This window comes from Prolixibacter sp. NT017, from assembly GCF_009617875.1.
Classification (GTDB): Bacteria; Bacteroidota; Bacteroidia; order Bacteroidales; family Prolixibacteraceae; genus Prolixibacter.
Map to the genome: position 1 here is coordinate 466576 of NZ_BLAV01000001.1, position 17999 is coordinate 484574.

Below are 17999 nucleotides of genomic sequence, written 5' to 3' on the forward strand. Positions count from 1 at the left end.
GATTGATGAACTGATTTGTCAGATTTAAAATTTCGGCAATTACCTGTGTTTTTTATTTAAGTCGATTTCAATTCGGTCTATGTCAGGTGCCCAGTCCGTAGCATTTGAAATGCGAATGATATTGTAGCCTTTATGCAATTTGACCGGTAGCGTTTCCCGGGCAATTTTATCCCATCCGCCTGAGTTGAGGCAGGAGAGGGGAATATCGGTTCCGTTGACAGAAAGCGTTGCGTTACGGTCTTCTCCCGATAGGTAGTAAAGAGAGAGGTTGTATTGGCCGGCCTTCCGGGCGTAAACATGCTGAAATTCGATATAATTATCGGGCCGGTTACCGATTTGAATGACTTTTGCCTTACCAGAGCAAATGCTGTCTCCGACAGGTTTTGCCAGTCCCGGAAGTGTCTCACTGTGTTGTGTCAGGTTAAAGTCGTTGAGCCACGCATACTCTGCTTCGAAAACATCTTTCAACTTCGTTTTATGGGCTGTTACCTTAATGAATGAAATACCGTGGCCCGGTACGGTTGCTGAATACACAGAATCTCTTGAACCCAAATCCGCACGGGCCCAGAGGTCGCGCACTTTAGCGCTTCCAACGATATTTAAGTCCTTCCATTTAACCGAAATGGTTGCCGGGGTCATGCTCTGATTCAATAACGCCACGGCAAATTCTTTACTTTGTCGCCCGTTCAGATGCTTTGCCCAAACTTGCAAGCTGTCTTGTTCATACAGTAAGTGGGCCTGTAAGCCCGTTGTATCCTGATTGACGGCGATAACTTCCGGGTTGGTAATGATGGCCTTCGTTTCCTCGCTCATTTTGGTCATGTCCAGACCCAGTACCAAAGGCGACGAAAGGATGCACCACATCGAAAAGTGGCTTCTGTCTTCATTGGCAGTCATTCCCCGGCCAACTTCCAGCATGTCCATATCATTATAATGGCCCGGACTGGCATAAGGAGCTAGGTATTTGCTCAGGTTGATAATGCTGATGATACTTTTCCATTTGGGTTTGGAACCGGGGACGTAGTTGATGTCATGCGACATTCGCCATGAACTGGCTATTCGGGTAACCCAGGTACCGGGGAATTGCCACCGGCAAACGTTAAAGTTGATATCTGTGCGACCAGTGTTGTCAATCGCTTTGCGAATTTCGGTATACCGTGTTTTTTCGTCGAGCTTTTGCTTCAGGCCGCCGCAATAATCTACCTTCAGGAAATCGAATCCCCATGTTTTAAAAATCAGGTTGATGTCTTGCTGGTCGTGGCCGTAAAGTCCGCCACCAACACCACCGGGCTGGTGGCTGTATATCGAACCGCAGGTGTTTTCTCCGGCTTCCGTATAAAAGCCGGCTTTTAATCCTTTGGAGTGAATATAATCGGCCACAGCCTTCATCCCGTCAGAAAATTTCACCGAATCAATTCTTAATTTTCCGTCGGGATAGCGGCCATCGAAGAAACCATCATCGATATTGATGTATTGAAATCCTGCAGCTGATAATCCTGACGATACCATGGCGTCGGCTTGCCGTTTAATCAGGCTTTCGCTGATATGGGGACCGAACTGATTCCAGCTGGCCCATCCCATCAGCGGTGTCTGGGAATGGCTGGTATCCGACTTCTGCTGAGCTTTAACCGGAACCGAAAAAAGTAAAGCAAGCAGTGAGGATATCACCACTTTTCTGATTGCTGTCATCCGATATTTTCCGGGTGTTGATTTATGTGTTCTCATCGGTTTGGATAATTGTCTGTGGTATTACTTATTTTAATCTTCTGACGAAATGTGATTAGCTATGTGGAAATAATCGAAATCGACATAACCGCCAGGGGTTTGGGTGGCATAATTGAATAGTCCGAACCGGTACCCCATGAACTGTGGAATGGTGTATTGCATTTGAAGTTGTGCTCCGATTGATTTCCATGATTTGCCATCGAGGCTATAGAAAAAATGCGCTTTGTCGGTACGGTTTCTGAAATCACATTCAGCTTTCAGGTAAACTGTTTTCTGGTTCAACGGAATACTTGTAATCTCAACCGGCTCTCCCGATTCGGCGCTTACCATCACAATCGATTTCCCGCTGTTTTTGAATTTAACTCCTACCAGTCCGTATTTTTTCTGCAAAAGAGCAAGCCCGGCAAAATCGCCTTCTTTCATGTTCGACACATCAAGTGAGGTAGCCCCGGAGCATACCGGTCCGATTGTACGTTGAGTCAGGGTGTTTCGGACCATCAGGAAACTGGTATCAACACGGCCGGTTGTCAGGCGCAGGTACCCTTTCCGCTGGGCTACCGACCACAATTTATTGTCGGGGTTATGATTCCATTGCCAAACCAAAGGCAATGCAGCTTCTCCTTTGCTCCGGTTAAAATCATCGGAGTTAACAATTCCCGGAATTAAGCTTTTATTGGCGGGAAGCCCCGGCAGGACATCAGGCACTTTGCCGTTAACTCCCAATACCGGCCAACCATTTTCCCATTTTACGGGAACGAGATACGGGATACGTCCAACGGAGCCATGATCCTGAAATAAGTAGGCAAACCATTTTCCATCCGGTGTATCAATCAAACCGCCCTGGGCTACTCCTTTGTCCTGTAATCCCAGTTTTCCTTCATAAGGCCCCGTAATTTCATCGGCCCGGTGGATAACGACCGTACGCATTCCGCCACGCGGCCAGGTAATGTTAAACAGGTAGTATTTGCCATTCACTTTAAACAGCTGGGAGCCTTCGGCGCCGAGCATGATGTTCGAACCGGCAGGCGCGCTTGCATTCTCGATAAGCACCCGATCCGAGCCTTCTCTCACACCCGAAAGATCTTTCTTCAATTCGACCAGGTGAAGTTTTCCGGCACCGTAAATCATGTAAATGCGGCCATCATCATCAAAAAACAGCGAGTTATCGTGGAAGCTGGGGCGGAATGAAGATTCTTTCCAGGGACCTTTTTCAATATCCTTTGTTGAATAGATGTAGGTCTTCCCGGTTGTTTGGGCGAAGGTGGAGACATAGTAAGTACCGTTGTGGTACCGCAAGCTACTGGCCCACGATCCTCTTCCGTAAGAACTTTTTCCATTTACAAGGTTCAGAGCATCCACATTGGCCAGTGTATCGTAAGCATAACTCACGATTTGCCAGTTGACAAGATCTTTCGACTTCATGATCGGCACTCCCGGACTCATGTGCATGGTAGTGCTACTCATGTAATAGGTATCGCCCACCCGAATCATTGACTCGTCCGGAACATCGGCATATATGATGGGGTTATGCGCTGATTTTTCCTGAGCAAATGTTTTTATTGAAAAACTAGTGAGCAGGATGATTATGAAAATGAAACTTAATTTTTTCATGGTAATGTATTTGGGCTTACTTAAAAACCAGTTTTGATGATGGATTGAAAACAAAATTATTTAACAGGTTCTACCCCCTTCTTGGTCTGTATTACTTTCTTTATCGTCCCATCGGGGTTGTAATACATATAGTCCACGCATATCGAACGCCGGTAGCTTCCTCCTGTCGGAAGTGCCCCGTTGTGATAAAAGAAGTAGGTCTCGCCGTGATAGTCGATGATGCCGGGATGGGTTGTGAAGCTGTTTTCGACATTTCCCTCGATGATTCCCCGGTAGGTCCACGGTCCTTCCGGACTTTTCGCCGTGCAGTACTCAATCATTTCGGGTTTGGTTCCGGCCCCGGCATAGACTAAATAATACAAGCCTTTTCGTTTATAAACCCAGGGACCTTCAATGTAGTGTTTGGGCTTAAACGTATGGATGGGACCGTCAGCTTCAATCATATTATCTTTGAGCTTAATCCACTTGCAACTCCCGTTTCCCCAGAATAGATAAGCCTGCCCATCGTCGTCGATAAATACCGTCGGGTCGATATCATCCCAGCCATATTTCATGTCGGTTGTCATTTCGTTTGTGATGAGTGCTTTCCCAATCGCATCCTTAAACGGGCCGGTGGGTCTGTCGGAAACAGCCACGCCAATAGCTGCTCCTCCATTGCTATTTTTGTCCTTTTTGTGAAAAGTCGCCACATACCAATAGAATTTGCCATTACGATAGATACATTGTGCAGCGTAGGCATCTCCGGTAGCCCATGAAAAGGTTTTCGGCGATAAGCAGGCGCCATAATCTTTCCAGTGAACCATATCTGTAGACGAGAAAACATGCCAGTCGGGCATGTGATAATTGGTTGCCGTTACAGATGCTGTATCGTGTCCGGTATACAGGAAAACCGTATCATGGTAAACCATCGGTGCCGGATCGGCTGTAAACAATTTGGTGATGATAGGATTCTGTGCTCGCCCGCTTTCAACTGCCACCATCGCAATTAAAAGCAGGATGTACGTTTTTAGCTGTCTTTTCATCTCGAACAATATTTTGAATTAGTTCATCTTTATTTCAATTCTTTTTCCGGTATATTTCACCCTTTTCGGAGTTTTCTCAACACCTGTACCGATGCCTTTCGATGTACTCACCAATACGAGGTTGAAGTAGCGTTCCATCAGACATCCGGGATATTCTCCCCGGCGCTTTCCAATGGTAAGCGTTTGCCGTTGGTCGTTCCATGTGAATGGAATCAATGTGTAGCTGCCTTTTTCGTAATCGTAACTATCTCCTTCGTCTTCGTATAGAGTGAACCGGCCATCGGCGCCTTTGTAGATGCGCACCTCAATTGTATCAGCAGATTTTTGTCCGGTATACTGCTGGAATTTTCCCATTGGAACAATGGAACCGGCTCTGACGAACAACGGAATTTGGTCCAACGGAGCGGCTGCATGGATTGTCTTTCCGCCGTCTAATTGTCGTCCGGTCCAGAAATTGTACCAGGAAGTTCCCCGGGGCAAATAGACTGGCCAATCGTGCATACCGGATTGGGTCACGGGAGCTACGAGGAATGCCTTGCCAAACATGTATTCCGCCTGCTGTTGCATAGCGGTAGTATCTCCATTGAAATCCATCACCAAAGGCCGCATCATGGTTGAACCATTATGGGTAATTTGCCATGCGTTGGAGTAGATGTAGGGCATTAGCCGATAGCGTAGCTCAAGCATTTTCCGCATATCATCCTCAACTTGTTGGCCGTACTTCCATGCTTCGGTTTCTGACTGGTAGCCATGAATACGGAAAATTGGGTTAAAAACTCCCCACTGGTACCAGCGGATGAGCAATTCATGATATTTTTTATCGGTATATTGAGAATTGCCTGGACGGAAAAATCCTCCAATATCGGTTGTCCAGTACGGCATTCCTGTCAGTGAATAGTCGAGACCAGCCACAATTTGTCTTCTAAAAGAATCCCACGTGCCGCCAATATCTCCCGACCAGTTGATGGTCCCGTAGCGTTGCTGACCGGCAAAAGCCGAACGGGTTAAAATGCAAACTCTTTTGGCGGATGTTGTATGGCGTTGTCCTTCGTAGACGGCTTGGCTTACGAACAATGGATAGGTAAGCCGGTAAAAATCGCCCAATCCAAACCAGGTATGCGTGCCCGCCAATGCATCGTTTTCGGGCTCCGTTGCATCCATCCACCACGAATCGACTCCGTGGTCAAATAAATTTGTTTTAAGCGTATTCCAATACGTTTCTCTGGTTTTTGGATTGAAATAGTCCAACCATTTTGTGTCAGGAATGAATAGTTTTTGGGCTACGTACCTCTTTCCCAGTTCTGAATTCTTATCGGGATTTGACCAGATAGAAATGCAGAAATGAGCATTTAGTTCGTGTAGTTCTTTGATAAACCCGGAAGGATTCGGATAATTTGTTTTGTCCAGGATGGGAACTCCCCAGCCATTTTTGCCCCAATACTGCCAATCCTGAACAATCACGTCCATGGGCAACTTTTTTTTTCGAAACTCCTGAACGGTTTCAACCAGCTGCTTACTCGATGAATAACGTTCCCGGCACTGCCAAAATCCATAGGCCCAAAGCGGAAGCATCGGAACATTGCCGGATAAATTGCGATAGCGCCGAACGACTTCATCCGCATTCTTCCCATAGAAAACTATGTAGTCCAGCGATTTTGCATCGGGCGAACGGAATGCTGTTTCATCGTTTACCGGTTTCCACGATAATGTTGGAGTATTGGACGACTTGCAGATCACTTTCGCCTGATGTTTCCCGGCTTTTAGCGGAATGGTTGTACTGATTGCCGGGGGGAGCCATAGATTCGACTCATCAATGCAAATGGAATCGTCTACGGTTAAAAAATAGCGACTATCCATTTTCCCAAGGTCGAGCATTAGGGTATATTTCCCGTTTGCCGGAACAGTAAACTGTCCGGAATAGAGGGATTGCTGCCGCGAAACTTTCTGTGTTCCCGAGGTCGTTGTTACATCTACATCCTGATTACCTCCTGTTGCTTCATTTTTCTTTGTCAATGGCACCTTATTATCGGCCGGATTGAAATACGTCAGTCCGTACTGATGCCAGAGAATTCCGTATCCTCTGCTCGAATAAAGAAAGGGAATGGATATTTGTGAATTGACCTGTATCAACTTTCGACTGACATTCCGCAAGTTGAGATGTCCATCCTGGAATTGTCCCAAACCAAACAAGTATTCGTTTTTGGGCGAATCGAAACTTTGTTCAGCAACAAAACATGGCTCACCCATTATGGTATTGGACTTTAGTTTCCGACTCCCCGGAGTTTCGCTCAGAAATACTTTTCCGTTTTTATCGGTAAACCTGATTGCTCCGCTTGCCTTGTCAAATATTACGCTTACCGCTTTGGTACTTAACCGAAGATTTGAATCACTTTCCGAAAACCTGAACTTTGGAACGGGAAGTTTATTGATAAGGATGAGTTCCCGCTTTTCTTTCATCGAGTCTTTCTCAAACCGGATTCTGATAGCATAATCTGATAACGGAATAATATCCAGCACACCCTTATCGAGTTGTATGGAAAGGCGGTCATTCTGCAGCGTATATGTTTTATATACCTTTCCGAATGCAATCGAAGGTATCAGGCAAATCAGCAAGAGGAGTTTTCGTTTCATCGTTTATCCATAAAATTGTTCGTTGGAGGCATTGTCATGTTCTCCCTAATTTTCCGATGGGAGCGGTTTCTCTCCCGGTCGGTTGCTTCCGAGTGGTTGCACGGATGCTGTCGTCCCTTGACCGATATCATGGGCGAGCCAGGAACCATCGCTCTTCTTCATCCGTCAAAGATTGAAGAGTTGGTTGTCGATCTTTGACGGATGATCCAATATCCCACCATTATTATCCTTAGGAGTGGGTTCTACATTATTGCTAAATGCCGAACCTGGCTGTACAAATCAGTGCAACCACAATCTATTTCGCCCAGGCTTCACCTTCCGGTGTTCTTCTCCATTTGAAATAGTCATCCAAAACCTGTAAAGATTCTGCACTGGGCACAGGCCCCACATGCGGTGTCTGACTGAAATACATCACATCCGGGTTGGCATTGCTAAAAGCAGGCCATTGGGGCAGTCCTTCACCGTTTGGATCACCGTATTTGGCAAAGTTGGTCCAATAGGTTGCCATGGCATCTGAGATTTTCACATCTGTCGCAGAGGTATGTGGGCTATTTGGATCGATATGATTGAATACATAGGCCACTTCCTGCCCATGCGGCGAACCATGCCCCGCCCATGGAGAATCTTTGGGGTAGTCGGGGTGCTGGTCGAAGTAATAATAGAAAACTTTTGATTTACCGGTTTTCGATTGAAGCCGAGCCCAACTCCAGGTCTGCCATCCAAATGCGGCATCACGCATCAGGTCGCGTGCTGTTTTCGGTACTGTATTTGTTCCGGCCGGATAGGCTTTGATTAATACATCTGCAAATTTGCCATAACGTTTTTTTACATCTGCAATGTAATCTTCCGGAGTCTTGTAATGAGAAAAACTTGCACCTTCATCGGAGTTGTAGCCGATTAGAACCGGAACATCGTTATATTTTCCTTCTTCGTACAGATTGTGCTGGTCGCCGGGAATGACATAACCATCTACAATTGGCCAGCCTCCAGCCATTGCCCATCCTGAAGGGATAAATTTTTCTGCATCCATCTTACGAAGTTCGGCAATGGACGAAGCACCAAGTTTATGCATGTAAGCTTCGCCATCTGCTTCCGCTTGTTTGAGCGTTTTCATGTTTTCGCCGGGATACGTTGTCGGTCGTGTTGGGCCAAATGATCCGCCGCTTTCCGAAATTGCTCCTTCGAACAATCCTTTGGCTAACGGTGAGGCACACAGCATGCTCACGGAAATTCCGCCTGCAGACTCACCGAAAATGGTCACCCTGTTTGGGTCGCCACCGAATGCGGCAATATTTTTCTTAATCCATTTTAATCCGGCTATCTGGTCGAGTAAACCATAATTTCCTGAAACGTGATTTGGACTTTCAGCACTCAATTCGGGATGAGCCAAAAATCCAAGCTGACCGACACGATAGGCTATGCTTACCAGCACGACACCTTTTTTTGCCAGTTTCGCTCCGTTATATCCAGGTTCTGACGTGGAGCCAAAGCTAAAGCCTCCACCATAAATCCAAACGAGTACCGGAATCTTGTCGTTGGCTGATTTGGCCGGAGTCCATACGTTCAGATACAGACAATCTTCGCTTTTACCCGAAGGTGGATTTCCTCCCTGCATTGGGGCCGGGGCAAATTTAGTTGCCTCTCTCACACCTTTCCATTTTGCAGCGGGTTGAGGTGCTTTCCAGCGCAAGTCGCCCACAGGAGGTGCTGCAAAGGGAATCCCCTTGAAAATCGTCAGACTATCGGTGACTGTTCCCTGCAAAACTCCCTGTTCCACTCTAACTTGCCCAGGTTGGAGCGAAGTGCTGCACCCACAGGCAATTATCATAATCGATGCAATTAAAAAAGATATTCGTTTCATTGGTTGATTGGTTTTTTTATTTGAATAATAATGGAGCAAAATTATTGAGATCTCTGCGCCAGGTAAGCCATTCGTGTGAAGTACCCGGCGATTGGTAGAAATGGTATTTTATGCCTTGTTTTTCAAGCATATTTCGAAATGCGCCGACTGAGGCAGGAAAGGGTTTGGGTTCTTTGGTCCCCAAGCCTAGCCAAAACACTTTTATTTGCCTGTTAATCGCATTCCCATCGTTGAATTTTCCGTTCAGAAAAGTAGCCGGATCAATTTCATCGGAGCTTGGGTAATTGGAAGTCCCGCTAAAACCACCGTAGTAAGCAAACTTATCCAGGTTGTTCATGATAATCCGCATCGTTTGATTGGCTCCCATCGATAAACCGGCAATAGCGCGGTGCTCGCGGTCAGCAATCGTTCGGTACCGGGAATCAATCATCGGAATGATTTCGTTGATCATTACTTCTTCAAAAGCGGAAGGTGGGTGAGTGCCAGCATTTGTTTCAGAGTTATCCTGAGGTTTATAAGCATAGCCATTGTCCATGACGATGATCATGGGCACCGCTTTTTTGGCTGCAATCAGGTTATCCAAAATCAGGTTTGCCCTTCCCTGCGCCGACCAGCCAGTCTCATCTTCAAAGCTTCCATGCTGAAGATAGAGCACCGGATAACGGGTTTCTGTATCTTTCTGATAGCCTGCCGGAGTGTACACAAAGCAACGTCTCCATGTTCCGGTGATTTTCGAGAAATAAAGATTTTCGCTCACCAAACCGTGAGGAACATCTTTTAAGGCATAGAAGTCCTGATCCTCCGCTGGGATTTCAATACCGCTTCCCCAACGGCCGGCTCCATAAAAGTACAGGCTGCCCGGATCTGGCACCGAAGCACCGTCGATATTTAATTGGTAGTAATGAAAACCGGGATCCTGAGGAGCCGACTCGCCGGTCCAGACACCTTTGTCGTTTTTTACCAGATCGTACTTCACACCGCCAATATCAAGCTGAACTTTGTGTGCCTCGGGTGCCGACAGTTGAACCCGTACCCGTCCCTCGGAATTAACCATCGGATATTGCTTCCCCGGTTGATTGACTGTTGACGGTTTGAAATTTTCGACAACCGTTTGATTGGTTTGTGCAAAGCAAATTACACTTAAAAAGGTAGCTGCCAGTGCAAAAAATATTGATTTTTGTTTCATCTTGACTTCAGGTTATGTCTTATTTCGTGAAAAGCAGTGGCGCCAACTCATGCAGGCTTCGCCGCCAGGTCAGAAATTCGTGTGCTGTACCTTCCGAAATGTACGAAACCGCGTTGAATCCGGCTTCTTTAAGTGCAGCAACTGCATTCTTAACACCATCGGGTCTTTCTTTGCTGCCGCAACTGATAAAGATGAGTTTAACCTTTGATTTGTCTTTGATTTCTTCGGGCTTGTATAAACCGCCACTCAGCAGGGCATAATAAGAAAACACTTCAGGCTTGTTCAGCGTGATCATGTGTGTTTCCATGCCACCCATCGAGAGTCCGGCCATTGCCCGATGAGCCTGGTCGGCTTTTGTCCTGAAATGCGTATCAACGTAAGGGATCAACTCTTCAGTCAAAACTGTCTGGAATGGTTTGATGTCGAAGTTTCGGAGTCCCCCGAACTTGATTTCGTTGGTCATTCCATAAGTCGTTACAATGATGAAAGGCTTGATTTTACCTTCAGCAATCAGGTTGTCCATAATCAAATTAGCATGCCCCTGGTTGAACCATGCTGTTTCGTTTTCGCCCCAGCCGTGTTGCAGGTACAGAACAGGATACCGTTGATTCACATTTTTATCGTAACTGGGAGGAGTGTAGACAAATGCTCTTCGAACCGAATTGGTACTTTTTGAAGGAAAAAAAAATTGCTGAACATTCCCGTGAGGCACATCTTTCAGTGCGTAAAAATCCTGATCATGAGCTGGTATCTCGATGCCACTTTCCCAACGGGTTGAACCATAAAAATTACACGCTCCGGGGTCGTTGAAAACACCGCCATCAATTGTTACATGGTAATAGTGAAAACCTTCGTCCATCGGGCCTGCCGTGGTTCCCATCCAGGAGCCATCTTTAGTTTTTGTGAGGGGAGTGCCGCCTTTGGTACCACCGAGGCCCAGACTTACGACAACACTTTGCGCATCCGGAGCTTCAATGCGAAAACGGGCATAGCCCTGTGAGTTGACCATCGGATATTTTTTCCCGGGTTGATTGAGACTTGAAGATTTGAAATCTTCTTTGATCGCTGGCTGGCTGTTCTGCGCTAAACAAGACGAACCGGCCAACAGAAGTAGGAATGCAAGAATTGTCAGATGAGTTTTCATTGTTTTGTCGTTATGGTTATGATTCGTTAAACTGATATTTCACGATTAGAGGACGGTAATGTTGGTCTTTTTTAAATCGTTTGAATCCGAACTGGTTCCGTAAAATACTTCATATTCACCAGAGGTTACCTTCATTCGACGTGTATTCCAATCATAGAATTCGAACGATGAAGGTGGAAGCATAATGGTTGCCTGCTCTGTTTTGCCGGTAGTAACACGGACTCGTTTAAACCCTTTCAGTGTTTTTATGGGGCCATCAATGTCATTGACCTTATGTACATACACCTGCACGATTTCAGTACCGTCTCTTTCACCTGTGTTGGTCACCGGGATCGTCATTCGAATAGATTCATCCCGATTAATCTTTGTCTTATCAAGTTTGGCTGTACCAATATCAAATGTTGTGTAGCTCAATCCATAACCGAAAGGGAACAGGGCATCGTTCATGTAACGATACGTGCGGCCCTGCATCGAATAGTCTTCAAAGTCTTTGAGCTGATCGGAACTTTTATAGAATGTGATCGGTAGTTTCCCCGATGGATTGTAATCGCCAAAAAGCACGTCTGCAACTGCTTGTCCGCCCGATTCACCGCCATACCATGCCTGCAAAATAGCATCGCAACTTTCAGTTTCAGGAGTTAAAGCGATAGCAGAACCCGAGCAATTCACAAAAATCACCTGCTTGCCTGCTTCTTTCAACGCTTTTAAACAATTGCGCTGTACGGCTGGAAGATCTATATTGGTGCGGTCACCTCCTTTGAATCCGGGATACGAAACCGGCATTTCTTCGCCTTCCAACTTACCGGAAAGACCACCAACAAAGACCACCTCATCAATGCCTTTCAGTTTCTTAATCAGGTCGGTATAATCCACATCCACTTCTTTTCCAAAATTGAATTCGATGTTTGCCTGCCAGTTATTCAGCTGTGCGTAGCGAATTTCAATAGAATATTTTTTACCCGCTTCAACCTTAAAAGGAACTCTTGATGAAAGTGTTCTCCAGTTGTCATATTTTTTCAGGAATTCTCCATTCACCAACAATTCAAAATGCCCGGTTGCGCCGCCTTTAAACACGATTTCTTCAGTAGTTTTAGGTACAAATTCGGTTTGGTACACAGCCGAAAAACCTTCCAGTTTCACACCCGATGCAAATTCGTGTTGCCCGGCAGTTGTCATCTTTATCGGATTGACAATCTGCTGCGTGATTACAGCATCTCCTTTGCGGTCGGGATTATTCCAATAGGTTGCTTTAAATCCGGGTTTGCCGTCAAACGAGCATTGAGCGAAATAACTTTGGGTTACTTTATCTTCGACCAGATCACACCCCTTATCGTATAGAATCTTTCCAGCCGGAAGTTTTGTTTTTATCCCGTCCAGAATTGAGATGGTACGCACGGGTGTACCGTTGTAATTGCCCCACAACATTGGTTTGTCGTCGGCATTGGGTCCAATCACGGCTATTTTCTTTCCCGATTTTGACAGTGGTAGGACATGATTTTTATTCTGAAGCAGCGTCATGGTTTCACGTGCCATCTCAAGGGCAAGCTCCTGATGTTCTTTTTCATTCAAAACCGATGGCGGGATTTGTGCCCAGGGAACGATTGAATCGGGATCCATTTCTCCCAGGTCGAACCGTCCTTCCAGCACACGCATCAAACTTTTGTTGATGTCTTCTTCCCTGATCAAACCTCTCTCAACTGCATCTGTCAATTTCTTAAAAGGATAATTTTGCCAGACACATTCCACATCGGTCCCGGCTAATACGGCCTTTGATGCCGCGTGAACTGCGTCGGAAGAAACTTTGTGTGACGTAAAAAAATCGGTGATGGCACCACAGTCTGATACAACCAAATATTTATATCCCCAGTCATCACGAAGAATCCGTTGTAACAAGCGGGTGCTTCCACAGCACGGTTCGTCATCCAGACGCTGATAAGCGCACATTACCTGCCGCACGTCTGCTTTTTGTACCAGTGCTTTAAATGCCGGCAGATAGGTTTCGTATAGCTCCCGCGGACTAACACTATTCAGGTTGAGTTCGTGGCGGCTCCATTCCGGACCTGAATGAACAGCAAAGTGTTTGGCACAAGCCAGTAATTTACGGTATTTAGCATTCTCCGGACCCTGTAATCCTCTGACCACCTGTATGCCCATCCGCGAAGTCAGGTAGGGGTCTTCGCCATACGTTTCCTGACCACGTCCCCAACGAGGGTCACGGAAGATATTTACATTTGGCGTCCACACCGAAAGGCTGAGAAAGCGCTTATTTTCATTTCCCGCCTTGATCCATTGGTTGTATTTGGCACGGGCTTCGTCTGAAACGGCGTTGTAAATTTTATACAGCAACGCATCGTCGAAGGAAGCAGCCATACCGATTGGTTCAGGAAAAACCGTAACATTATCATTGTTGGCATATCCGTGTAACGCTTCGCTCCACCAGTTGAACCGTTTGATCCCTAATCGGGGTACCGGATCTGACTGGTCGCACATCAGCGTTACTTTTTCATCGAGGGTTAGTCTTGAAACTAAATCCTTAGCTCTCTCCTTAGTAGTTAATTGAGGATTCTGAAATGGATATTGTTGTGCCCGGACAGTCGTTGAAGCCCAGAAGCAAACAACTAAAATCAAGTATTTTTTCACAATTGCTTTAATTAGGTTCATTTGGACTTAAAGTTAATAATTGAGTCTCTGTTGCGTTTTTAATTTTAGATACGCTGTTTTAAAATTGGGATATATGGTGTGCTTCAGGCTATGGCAGAATGGATATTCCTGATCACTACGAGATAAAATGTGACGAAAAGAATAACCGGAACCTGTTTCCAATGCACGTTTAACTCATCCGTTGTTCCGGGAGTGCGGCTCCTGAACAACGGATGAGCATTTATTCTGATTTTTCCTGTCGTGGGATGATTTATTTCGTTCTTCGAACGCTACCTAATCCCCCGATATCGGATATCGGTAACCGTTATGTTCCCAGAGCGGGCAGACTAAAGTTTTACCGATAATTTCTTTCCGGTATAGGTCACGGTTTTGCCGGCACCGTTGTTGGGCGAAACCAGAATGATTCGAAATTTTCGTTGCCCGAGCATTCCCGGGAAAGTCCCTTTCCGGCTGTTGATGGTTAAAATTTTTCGTGCATTATTCCAGTTGAAGGTAATGGTCGAATAAATTCCTTTTTCATAATCATAATTGTCGTTTTCATCTTCATATAAGGTGAATTGACCATTAGCGCCGGGATAAACACGTATTTCCAAGTCGTCCCATTTTTTCTGGGTGGCATACTGTACTTTGGGTCCGAACGGAATGATGCTTCCGGCTTTGATGTACAAAGGAATCTCGTCAATCTCTGTTTTCTGATTAATTTCCTGACCGCCTTTGTGCTTCTCATTTGTCCAGAAGTCATACCATACAGTTCCGGCAGGTAAATAAACCTTTTTCGATTTTGACTGAGTAAAATCAATGGCAGTCGCTTTGGGCTTATTTTCCGTATTATTATTCTTGTTCCACCCGGAGTTTGGATCCGTTTTGACTATCGTTTCGGGTGTGTATTGGGCATGGACAATCGGGGCTACCAATATTGATTTCCCAAACATGTACTCATTATTCATATTCCTGACTTTTGGATCGTTAAAATCCATCATCAGGGCCCGCATCATAGTCGACTGGTTGTGTGTGACCTGCCACGCATCGGCGTATATATAAGGTAGAAGGGAATAACGCAGATTTATGGCTTTTGCTATTGCATCGTAAACAGGCTCTCCCTTTTTCCCAAATTGATAAATTTCCCTGGGAATATCGGTTCCGTGCGAACGCATCATTGGTGTGAATGCTCCAAACTGCAGCCATCGAACGTAGAGCTCCTGGAATAATGGATTTTTTGCTCCCTTACTGCCATTCCAACTTCGGTTATAGGCACCGGCAAAGAAACCGCCGATATCGCAATTCCAGTAAGGAATACCACTTAAGGAGAAGTTCAGCCCGGCAGGAATTTGATTGCGCAATGATTGCCATGACGAGCTAACATCGCCTGACCAGGTATTGGCAGCATAACGCTGCTGACCGGCAAATGCCGACCGGGTAAGGATGAACACGCGTTTGGCAGAAGTGACAGCGCGCTGGTGCTTATAAACCCCGCCGACTGTCATCAATGGATAGGCATTCCGAACTTTACGGAACGGGCCCAAATAGGTTTTTTCATCCAGGTCGGAAGGTTTGAATTCCAGGTGATCCGGTTCGGTGGAATCCATCCACCATCCGTCGATTCCCAGAGAGAAAATACCTTTGTTCGAATACTTCCAGTAAATGTCGCGTGCTTTGGGATTATATGCATCATAAACTCTGACGCCTGACGGATAGTCCATATTGGGCGGCCACTTTTGAACGCCCGATTCAGGCCAGGTTTTAAAGCTTAAAAGTGCACCTATTTTGTTTAAATCCCGGTAAGGTTTGGTCATTGGGCCAAACGACGACCAAATGGAGATAATCATGTGTGCGTTCATACTGTGCACATCATCCACCATTTTTTGTGGATTGTAGTACTCCGTATTCAGGAACTCCATGGCATTCCACAGGTAATTGTTGCCCCAATACTGCCAGTCCTGTATAATTCCATCCAACGGGACGCCTAACTCACGGTATTTCCTGACTACTCCAATCAGTTCGTCCTGGCTTTTGTACCGTTCCTTACTTTGCCAATAGCCAAATGTCCACAAAGGGAACATAGGAGCTTGCCCGGTCAGGTCACGCATACGTGCGATTGCTCCGTCGGGACTATTGCCGTACATAAAATAGTAGTCAACACAATTACCTACGTCTGATTTGAAGAATGTCCTTTCCTGGTTGTCAGAAAAGGTGGTTGGAGAGTAGTTATCCCAAAACATTCCATAGCCTTTGTCCGACACGAAAAAGGGGACATAATCGTCAGTATTTCCCTGTATCATGTGTAGTTTCAGGTTTCGCTGAACCAGTCTTCCTTGCTGCTGCTGCCCCAGCCCATAAATGTCTTCGTTCTTATCCAGAACAAATGCCTGGTATACATTGTATGTTTTTTCCCCGGCATCGTTGTAGTTGGTGAATTTAACGCCCGACTTTTCTTCCTTTAGCAGCGGTTTCCCTGATGAAGTAGAAAATTCAACCTGTCCGCTGGATAAATTCAGACTGATCTGGAGCTTCTTACTTTTAAGTAAGAGGTTGCCACCTGACTGCCTGACCCGAAAATCTGTTTTTTGTGGCTTTTCAATAACCGAAAGGCTTTTTTTTGTAAAGGTTGTTCCTGCCGGCCATTTTAATATCCGTACCGTTGAAGGAGAATAAAACTGGATTTCAATCCCTACAGATGCAACCACCGTACGGATCCCGGTATCTGTTTTCTGATAGGATTGTCCTTTGGCAGTCATGCTCATAGCAAGAACCAGGGACATCAATATGCCAGTGCGTAATAACTTCATTTTATCAATTTTTAATTCAGTTTATTGTGCCTTGAACTTCCACCAGTCGAAGTTGAATAAATTGCCTTGAGCACCTTTGAAAACAAAGAAGAGATCATGAACCCCCTTTACTTTTTTCACCTTGCAGGATTGGAGCGACCATTCCTGCCATCCGCCGGTATCTTTGACAGGACACACACCCAATAACGTACCGGTTTCACTATCAAGATGAATTTCAATTTTACCTCCTTTGGAAGCAGACGCGACGCCGGCTTCGAATGACTTAGCGCCTTTTTGAAAATCGACACCCTGTACCTTAATGTAATTGCCACTATCGACGTCTGTTACGTAAACTCCCACCTTGCTGTTCTGCCTTGTTTTCAGACCGTGACTCCAGGCAATGGTTTCGGCTTCCACTCTTTGATACGGATCTACCGTTCCTAATCTTTTGGGACCTGTTGCTGACCAATACGGTAGTTTTTGGATGATCCCGTCATCGTTGTAGGTCATTTGATCGACCGACACGGAACGACGCTCGAAATGTTTTTGGGTGGTCTCTTTGAGTAGATCATAATTCAGGCCGAAACAATACGAATTTCCTTTGTAGTCAATAATTCCGGGATGGTTTCCCCGGGACTTCGGTGTCACGTCCATGATCATCCCTTTATATTCCCAGGGACCTGTGGGCGAATCACTCATTGCATAGCCAATGGCTTCCGGACAACAGGTGGAGGCGTAGGCCAGGTAGTAATGTCCGCTTCGCTTCCAAACCCACGGACCTTCCTGATAATTTTGAGGCTTGGATGCTACCTTGACGATTTCGCCGGAGTAGGAAATCATATCTTTATTTAGTTTCACGTAGTAAAGATCAGGGTTTCCCCAATATAAATAAGCCTGTCCATCGTCGTCAATCAAAACGGTCGGATCAATATCATTCCAGATGTGGTCATCGTTGATCAACCTCGTTCCCAGCGGATCTTTAAAGGGGCCGTACGGACTGTCGGAAACCAAAACACCAATTCCACCGCCGTGCATCGGGCAATAGAGGTAGAACTTTCCGTTCCGCGCTACACATTGCGGAGCCCAGGCACCATTATCCTGCCTGGCCCAGCTAAAATTCTTCAATGAGGCTACAATTCCGTGGTCGGTCCAGTTTACCATATCCGTAGAGGTATAGAGCAACCAGTTGAGCATCTTGAAACCGGTCGCATCGTCTTCATCATGAGTTGTATAAAGGAATACGGTGTCGTTATAGACCATGGGAGCCGGGTCGGCGGTATATTTGGTTTGGATAATGGGGTTCTGTGCCGTAGCGGTAAAAGTGATTGTCAGCAAGGCTGACAATGTCGTAAGTATTCGGGATGAAATTTTCATTGTTGTCGATTAAGCTGTT

Annotated in this window: 10 protein-coding genes; all 10 read right to left on the bottom strand. The window is 45.9% G+C overall.

The window, feature by feature from the left end; genetic code table 11:
- Positions 1 to 39: 39 nt before the first annotated feature.
- The gene (locus GJU87_RS01855; protein WP_228491817.1) at positions 40 to 1689 is read right to left on the bottom strand and encodes a glycoside hydrolase family 27 protein; all 1650 of its coding nucleotides are present in this window, start codon (positions 1687 to 1689) and stop codon (positions 40 to 42) included.
- Between the two features lie 69 nt (positions 1690 to 1758).
- Positions 1759 to 3336 carry a glycoside hydrolase 43 family protein gene (locus GJU87_RS01860; protein ID WP_153637953.1) on the bottom strand — a complete coding sequence of 526 codons (1578 nt, stop codon included), beginning with the start codon at positions 3334 to 3336 and terminating at the stop codon, positions 1759 to 1761.
- Between the two features lie 56 nt (positions 3337 to 3392).
- Positions 3393 to 4358, bottom strand: a complete 966-nt coding sequence (locus GJU87_RS01865; protein ID WP_153637954.1) for a glycoside hydrolase family 43 protein — start codon at positions 4356 to 4358, stop codon at positions 3393 to 3395.
- Between the two features lie 18 nt (positions 4359 to 4376).
- The gene (locus tag GJU87_RS01870; RefSeq protein WP_153637955.1) at positions 4377 to 6989 is read right to left on the bottom strand and encodes a glycoside hydrolase family 31 protein; all 2613 of its coding nucleotides are present in this window, start codon (positions 6987 to 6989) and stop codon (positions 4377 to 4379) included.
- A gap of 295 nt (positions 6990 to 7284) precedes the next feature.
- Complete coding sequence (locus GJU87_RS01875) at positions 7285 to 8850, bottom strand: carboxylesterase/lipase family protein (RefSeq protein ID WP_153637956.1); 1566 nt, start codon at positions 8848 to 8850, stop codon at positions 7285 to 7287.
- 16 nt (positions 8851 to 8866) lie between these two features.
- A complete protein-coding gene (locus tag GJU87_RS01880; protein WP_153637957.1) occupies positions 8867 to 10036 on the bottom strand; it encodes an alpha/beta hydrolase-fold protein in 1170 nt (389 codons plus the stop codon).
- Between the two features lie 19 nt (positions 10037 to 10055).
- A complete protein-coding gene (locus GJU87_RS01885) occupies positions 10056 to 11180 on the bottom strand; it encodes an alpha/beta hydrolase-fold protein (RefSeq protein ID WP_153637958.1) in 1125 nt (374 codons plus the stop codon).
- Between the two features lie 45 nt (positions 11181 to 11225).
- Positions 11226 to 13841 carry a xylan 1,4-beta-xylosidase gene (gene xyl3A, locus GJU87_RS01890; protein ID WP_153637959.1) on the bottom strand — a complete coding sequence of 872 codons (2616 nt, stop codon included), beginning with the start codon at positions 13839 to 13841 and terminating at the stop codon, positions 11226 to 11228.
- A gap of 326 nt (positions 13842 to 14167) precedes the next feature.
- Complete coding sequence (locus tag GJU87_RS01895; protein WP_153637960.1) at positions 14168 to 16627, bottom strand: TIM-barrel domain-containing protein; 2460 nt, start codon at positions 16625 to 16627, stop codon at positions 14168 to 14170.
- A gap of 21 nt (positions 16628 to 16648) precedes the next feature.
- The gene (locus GJU87_RS01900) at positions 16649 to 17980 is read right to left on the bottom strand and encodes a glycoside hydrolase family 43 protein (protein ID WP_153637961.1); all 1332 of its coding nucleotides are present in this window, start codon (positions 17978 to 17980) and stop codon (positions 16649 to 16651) included.
- Positions 17981 to 17999: the final 19 nt, after the last annotated feature.